The organism is Methanospirillum hungatei (assembly GCF_020216685.1).
In the GTDB taxonomy this organism is placed as follows: domain Archaea; phylum Halobacteriota; class Methanomicrobia; order Methanomicrobiales; family Methanospirillaceae; genus Methanospirillum; species Methanospirillum hungatei_B.
The window spans coordinates 1-6,516 of record NZ_JAIWNS010000235.1; the positions used below are offsets into that span (position 1 = coordinate 1).

Annotated in this window: 6 protein-coding genes; 2 read left to right on the top strand and 4 right to left on the bottom strand. The window is 46.4% G+C overall.

Annotated features, from left to right (window positions below; translation table 11 throughout):
• Positions 1 to 76: 76 nt before the first annotated feature.
• Positions 77 to 259 (bottom strand): response regulator transcription factor, encoded by a 183-nt coding sequence (locus tag LDL35_RS13750; RefSeq protein WP_304023453.1) that lies wholly within the window; start codon positions 257 to 259, stop codon positions 77 to 79.
• Positions 260 to 311: 52 nt separating this feature from the next.
• A complete protein-coding gene (locus LDL35_RS13755; RefSeq protein WP_304023454.1) occupies positions 312 to 716 on the bottom strand; it encodes a ribonuclease HI family protein in 405 nt (134 codons plus the stop codon).
• A 245-nt stretch (positions 717 to 961) separates the two neighbouring features.
• Between LDL35_RS13755 and LDL35_RS13760 the strand changes: the two genes are divergently transcribed.
• Positions 962 to 1,585: a LysE family transporter gene (locus LDL35_RS13760; protein ID WP_304023456.1), complete on the top strand. Its 624-nt coding sequence runs from the start codon at positions 962 to 964 to the stop codon at positions 1,583 to 1,585.
• Positions 1,586 to 1,642: 57 nt separating this feature from the next.
• Positions 1,643 to 3,181, top strand: a complete 1,539-nt coding sequence (locus LDL35_RS13765; protein WP_304023458.1) for a HAMP domain-containing sensor histidine kinase — start codon at positions 1,643 to 1,645, stop codon at positions 3,179 to 3,181.
• Between the two features lie 79 nt (positions 3,182 to 3,260).
• Here LDL35_RS13765 and LDL35_RS13770 read toward each other — a convergent pair whose 3' ends face one another.
• Together LDL35_RS13770 and LDL35_RS13775 are read right to left on the bottom strand one after the other, a co-directional pair.
• Positions 3,261 to 3,983 (bottom strand): PAS domain S-box protein, encoded by a 723-nt coding sequence (locus LDL35_RS13770; protein ID WP_304023460.1) that lies wholly within the window; start codon positions 3,981 to 3,983, stop codon positions 3,261 to 3,263.
• Between the two features lie 74 nt (positions 3,984 to 4,057).
• Complete coding sequence (locus LDL35_RS13775) at positions 4,058 to 6,319, bottom strand: PAS domain S-box protein (RefSeq protein WP_304023462.1); 2,262 nt, start codon at positions 6,317 to 6,319, stop codon at positions 4,058 to 4,060.
• Between the last annotated feature and the right edge of the window lie 197 nt (positions 6,320 to 6,516).

Consider the following 6,516-nt stretch of genomic DNA (forward strand, 5'->3'; position numbering starts at 1 on the left):
ATCATAAATGTGTTGGTAAAAGAAGGCTAATTTATAGATTTAATATAGGCAGCGCATATGCTAAGTAGTTATAAATCTACAGATTCAGGTCAAGGAGGATGAGGTCTGTATCCGGGTGTTCCTCCAGTCTTTCCAGTGCCTTCTCTGCATCCTCTGCTTCCGAGACCTCATAGCCCTCCATCGTGAGCCGGTTTTTTAAAAATTCCCGAATCGCGGGATCATCATCGACTATCAGGAGCCTGGCATCCGGGGGTACCATGGTACATACCTCTGCGTCCGAGGTGATAATTCTAAAGGATCTCTATGGGTCATTACCGGTGCCGGTCCAGTTCCTCATTACACAGCCGGTCACAGTACCCGATATCTGGATGAGTTCGTGGCACATGCTCCCAGGTACAATGTGAGAACCGGGATGCAAGAACCATAACCTCATCATACAGGGCTTTCAGATGAGGTTTATTGATCCGGTATACTCCGGTTATCTGCCTGATGACGAGCTGACTATCTGAGTACACGTGTATCGCCTCCTTTGTCTCTTCAGCGGCCCTCGTGAGCGCTTTTATAATGGCTGTATATTCTGCGACATTGTTTGTGGTCTGACCAAGAAAGCAGACATGCTCAAAAATCCGGTTGCCATTCTCATCTTTTATCTGATATGAACAGGCAGCAGGACCAGGGTTTCCCCGTGATGCCCCGTCGGTATATATCATCATCATTGAGTATACTGATACCCCAAGGTCCTACTTATAGGAATTGCTATCCGGAGTAAAAGGACATTCACACCAAATGGTTGCACATACTTGATGAGTAATCAGGATTATAGTGTAATGGGAAATTTTTTGCAATAATTCAGAAAATTTGACTTAAACAATGAAGTACAGGGAGTGTACAGGCTTTGGAATCCCTTTGTTTCGCATCATTCCATACCTGAATACGGTCACTGTACCGTACAGGCAGTCCTATGAGTATTTTAGAGCTTGCCCTGATGGGGTTTATTATTGGTCTTACCGGTGCCCTCGCCCCGGGTCCGACGTTGATTGCAACCATCCGGTCTGCCCTTCATGTTGGCTGGACTGGAGGGCCGCGGGTTACTCTTGGCCATGTCATTGCTGAGATGGTCATTGTTGTGCTCATCGCCGCCGGCATCTCATCATTTCCTGACACCCTCCACCCGGCCATTGCAGGAATTGGCGGTTCAGCCCTGATCTTATTTGGGGGATTGACTCTTTTCGGAGCACGTAAAGCAGCAATCTCATCTGATATCAGTATGGAATCCTCATCAGGCCCGGTCCTTGCCGGACTCCTGACCAGTGTGTCAAACCCGTACTTCTGGATATGGTGGTTTTCCGTTGGGAGTGCCCTCCTTATCAGTTCTCTTTCCCAGGGCCCTGCCGGACTTGCAGCATTCATCGCCGGCCACTGGGCAGCAGATCTGGGGTGGTTCACGCTGGTATCAGTCAGCATTCACCGGAGTAGGACGATGCTTGGCAATCGTATGTATCAGGGGATTCTTGTGCTCTGCGGGGTTATACTGGTACTCTTTGGTATCTGGTTTCTGACCCGGGCATTTCTTCCCGCTTTCTGAATCAGGATCAAACCATATATCATATCTACTTGTCAGGATAATCTGTCATATACCAGAATGAACCGATTCCTGCAGGTAGTTATTATCTCGCTGGCAGGTCTGCTTATTTTTGGTGCTCTCTTCACGATTTTCAGCATCTCAATAAAGGAGGATGAGATGCGTCAGGATCTTCTCACCGATACCAGGATTGCGTCAGTGGGAATAATCAGGGACGATCTGTATCAATTAGAGGGAACGATATCTGACCTGAACTCACCTGCATATGGTCGGATAAAAAAATATCTTACTGAGGTGGCGCAAAGCCGCCCTCTTTCCAGGTTTGTGTATCTGCTCTTGAAGAACCCTGATGGAGAACTGGTATTTTTGGCCGACTCTGAACCGGTAACTTCGGATATGTACTCGCACCCGGGTCAGAGATACCCTGAGGCATCCGGATTAATCAGGGATATGTTCATCCATCCGCACGAGAGTGTTGAAGGCCCGCTCTCAGATCGATGGGGGCGATGGATGACCGGCCTTGTGCCGATATATGGCCCGGATGATACTACGGTCCGTGCAGTCCTTGGCATAGACATTGATGCGACATCCTGGGAGAGTGGTGTCTTCAAAGCTGTCCTTATTCCGGTTATCATCACGGCTCTTCTCTGCCTGCTTGCCATCATCCTTTCAATTCTCTGGATGAGAAAGGATAGGGAACGGGAGTTGCTCCGTGATGCCGAAGCGAAGGCCAGGATGCAGGCTGAAGAACTTGCCGTTCAGAACCAGGAGCTCATGCACATCAAAGAAGAACTTGCATTAATGACCTCTGATCTGGAAAGCCGGGTAACTGAAGGGACGGCAGAGATCCGCAAGCTGAATGAGGAACTGAAGGAACGTGCACAAAAGGTTGAATCACTTCTTATCCAGAAGGATCAGTTCATATACCAGCTGGCCCATGATCTCCGGACACCCCTGACTCCCATGGTTGCCATCCTCCCGCTGGTAAAAGAGGCGATAAAGGATCCTGATTCTCAAATTCTGCTTGATATGTTCCAGAAAAGTCTCAGGTACATGGAGCAGATGGTTGAGGATATCATGGATCTTATCAGGCTTAACAGCCATCATACCATTGATGACATTGAGGAGATGAACCTCAAGTCCCTGATAGATGAAGAGATTCAGGCTAATTCATTCATGGCAGATGAGAAAGAGGTGGTATTTTCCAATGAAGTCCCACCGGAGGTCTTCCTTCATCTGTCCAGGGTGTATTCACACCAGCTCTTCCGGAATCTCATAAACAATGCTGTAAAATTTAATGCCTTTAAAGGAACGGTCACCATTCGCTATCATGAAACGCCAACCGGGCATGAGATCTCCATTCAGGACACGGGGATTGGCATTCATCCTGATGATATCCATAGAATATGGGATGAGTTTTTTATATCCGACACCTCCCGTCATGATCCGGAGTCCAAAGGGCTTGGTCTTTCGATAGTCAGGAAGATTGTTGATCTTCATGGTGGCACCATCTCTGTCGAAAGTCCGGGCACAGGAAAAGGTGCCACCTTTACGGTCATGATTCCAAAAAAACGGAATAATCCAAAGATAAATGAGTAAGGAATAGATGATCGAACCGTTCTGGTCCCTTCCTCCAGTGGAAAAGAAGGGGTCATAAAACCATCCGGGCGCGATCAGGTCAGGGGAGGTTATGATCCTCCATAAACCCGTCAATGGTTCGCTTTAAGAATTTCCGGACCTTTTCAGACTCGGTAAATCCCTGATCAAGCCGGTCAACAATTGACGTTATCATCCGCACTCCCCTGAGGACCTGCTCCTCTTGTGGTCCATCCATAAGTCCTGCACTCATGGAGATCAACGTGAGCGGATTTTTGATCTCATCATTTAACGCGGCAAGCTGAGCCATATTCTTGTCTATCTGTGCAACTGCACGTTCCTGATCTGAAAGAAGTTCGAGTTCATGGGTTATGTCGCGTCCGATGCAAAACCTGAGCATGGACTGTTCCATCTCCACAAACCTGATCTGCATATCAAGCGCGATCCGCTTTCCGTCCGGATTGTAGAACCGGAAGATGAACCTGCCTCCTTCAGGTGTTGGATGATTCCAGTGTTCTATCAGGTCTTTACAATCCTCCATATCTGCAGTGCACATGGGAAGCCGGGAAATGGGAAGCCCCACAATCTTTTCTGATGTAAGCCCGGTGAGTTCTTCAAACCTTGGATTACAAACGAGTACTCCTTCTTCGTCTCCGATGATAACCGGGTCAGGGAGAGATTTGAAGAGCGCCTCCCACCGTATGTATACTGCTTTTAGTCGTCTGTTCACCTGGTCGAGTGTTATTTGCAGATTTTCTGATGGAGTAGCATTGTCTTGTTCAGAATTGGTATCCTTCATCATCATGGATTCTTTTTCCTGTCACTGAACTCGTTTATTGGGCATATCCGGAGAGATTGGCTCTGATTCTGGTATACATTTTACTCCGCCTGGACAGTGAATCTGACGTGATCGGGAGGAATTTTCATCTCAAATCTGACTCCCTCACCATAGATACCGTTTTCAACAATCGAAATTCCGGTGATTGCCAGAATCTCCCTGATAAAAAACAGCCCAAGACCGGTATTTTTTCCATAGCCTCGCAGAAATATCTGTTCTTTCTCCGTATCCACAATCCCCTGCCCGTCATCTTCATATATCAACAGGGGCGATTCCCCAGACAGATCTGCATACAATCTGATAGTCGTGACATGATCCCCGTGGCGGAGTGAATTCTCTGCCAGATTATAAAATACCTGATAGATGAGGGCATCCGCATAGACTTCAAGAGATGGAATATCACATACGGCTTTTAGGTCAATTGATACCTGCCGAACGGCCCGTTCAAATAAATCATGAATATTATGCCAGACAGGCTCGTGAATGCCGATCTCCTGGTATGCTTTACTAAAGTCGATCAGTTTTCCAATATCCTGAATGGCGTTCTTCTGATGGGCAAGTATCTCTTTTACCTTCGGATTATCTGTCTCACTCTCGGCAAAGAACCTAAAACCGTCAATAACCGTCACCTTGTTCCTGATATCATGCCTCGTCAGGGAGGAGAGCAGCATCAGTTTATTTGCCAGCTCTGACTGCTTTTTTTCTGCATTTTTTAATTCAGTGATATCTCTGATGGTTTCTATTGCTCCAATCATTGAGCCTTTTGAATCATAGAGCGGTCCGGCAAGCGCCCATTTATATCGAATTTCCCCTTCCTTGCCGTGATAGATGACTTCAGCAGAGTAAATGCCATTCTCTTCATTGACATTTGTGTAATACTGTGAAATATCAAGGTCAGGCCGGATTATCTTATCAATAAGCATGGGTCGGTCTTCACCATATACTGCCTGTGCATGAGACATCTTCCCTGCTCTGATCTCTTCTTCTGATCTTCCTGAGAAGACCCACATAGCCTTGTTCCATGCAAGGACATGTCCGGACATGTCGATTACAAAGGTGGGATCCGGCAGACTATCGAGGATACCGGACAGGAGATTTAATGAATCGGAGAGTGCTTCCTTCTCAAGAGTGAGATTCCATATTTTTATCTGATCAGAGATGTCCTGGACATTTAAAATAAGATAGGGCTCATGATGGTCATCTCTCACAATGGTCAGATCATGTAATGCAGGAAATTCGGAGCCATCCTTTCGAATCCGCATCGCCTCCCCGGTCATATGCCCTCGTTCGGTTGCTATCCGAATCCAGACCGGAATATCCTCCTTATAATCAGGATGAATATATCCGAAAAATCCTCCCTCTATCGCTTCATCCTGGGTACATCCATGAATCCGGGCATATGCTTCATTCACAATATCAGGGGCATGGACAGGTCCGGCCATAATGCCTGCCTGTGTGTTTTTCACAATGTCTGCAAGCCGGTGGATCTCCTCATGCATCCGGGTCTCCATGGTTATATCACGGATTTGAATGAGATTCATGGGAAGATCCTCGAGGACTAACCTGACCAGTCTGATATTGAGGGTACAGGCCCCTTTGCCGGGGATATCTGTACTCATATTCCATTCGTCTTCTTCAGGCTTTTTTCTCTGTAAGATGTATCTTATCATCTCATTTTGTGTAGACCCGGCTGTTTCTCCGATATTTTCATCCCATCCAAACAAGGTGAATGCGGCAGGATTTGCATGGATAACCCTCTCCCCGTTCCAGAGTATGATGGCATCTGACGCATTTGAAAACAGGGTGAAATATCTTTTTTCTGAGATTTCAAGAGATCTGATACTGTCCCGTATGGATTCAACCATCCTGGATACTGCTTCATTAATCCTGTTTATCTCAAGATGTCGCGACGGTCTTATCTGATGATTCAGGTTTCCTCTGGAAATTTCGTCAAGATCTGCAAGCAACATGTCAACCGGTGAGAAGATATACCTGGACAGAAGGTATGCAAGGGCAAAGGCAAGGATGATGGCAATGAAAATCAGAGATATAGCCAATGCAAGCAGAGATCCTTTCTCCTGCTCGTAATGCTGTGTGGAATATACTATCTTTGCGACATGATCAATATACCCGGAAGCAGGACTTTCATTATCACCACTCTCAATAAAAAAGAACCTGGTAAGTGTCTTATTTCTCGCATCAGGAAAGTCCCGGGTTTCATGGGTGGTATATACCTCCTCTGCTATCTCTGCATCGTGCGGATCAGCCGGGACCGGAATTTCGTCCAGCTGACTTGTGATCATGCCGGTGCTCCCGATAAGATCCAAAGCCAGAACCTGTGAATGCTGGTTTAATACCTGGGTAACCAGAGCATGTAAGGAGAGTTCACTCCGCTCTTTTGTATAATCTAGAAGTTACGCGTTTAAATTTTCATGTAAACTTAACTCTGTAATCTCTAACCAGTAGTTGATGAATTATTTTGTTAAAATTGGGCTTAAAA

Excerpts from the sequence above, each read along its gene's own strand:
- LDL35_RS13750 (WP_304023453.1), bottom strand. The coding sequence starts at position 259 with ATGGTACCCCCGGATGCCAGGCTCCTGATAGTCGATGATGATCCCGCG.
- LDL35_RS13755 (WP_304023454.1), bottom strand. The coding sequence starts at position 716 with ATGATGATGATATATACCGACGGGGCATCACGGGGAAACCCTGGTCCT.
- LDL35_RS13760 (WP_304023456.1), top strand. The coding sequence starts at position 962 with ATGAGTATTTTAGAGCTTGCCCTGATGGGGTTTATTATTGGTCTTACC.
- LDL35_RS13765 (WP_304023458.1), top strand. The coding sequence starts at position 1,643 with ATGAACCGATTCCTGCAGGTAGTTATTATCTCGCTGGCAGGTCTGCTT.
- LDL35_RS13770 (WP_304023460.1), bottom strand. The coding sequence starts at position 3,983 with ATGATGATGAAGGATACCAATTCTGAACAAGACAATGCTACTCCATCA.
- LDL35_RS13775 (WP_304023462.1), bottom strand. The coding sequence starts at position 6,319 with ATGATCACAAGTCAGCTGGACGAAATTCCGGTCCCGGCTGATCCGCAC.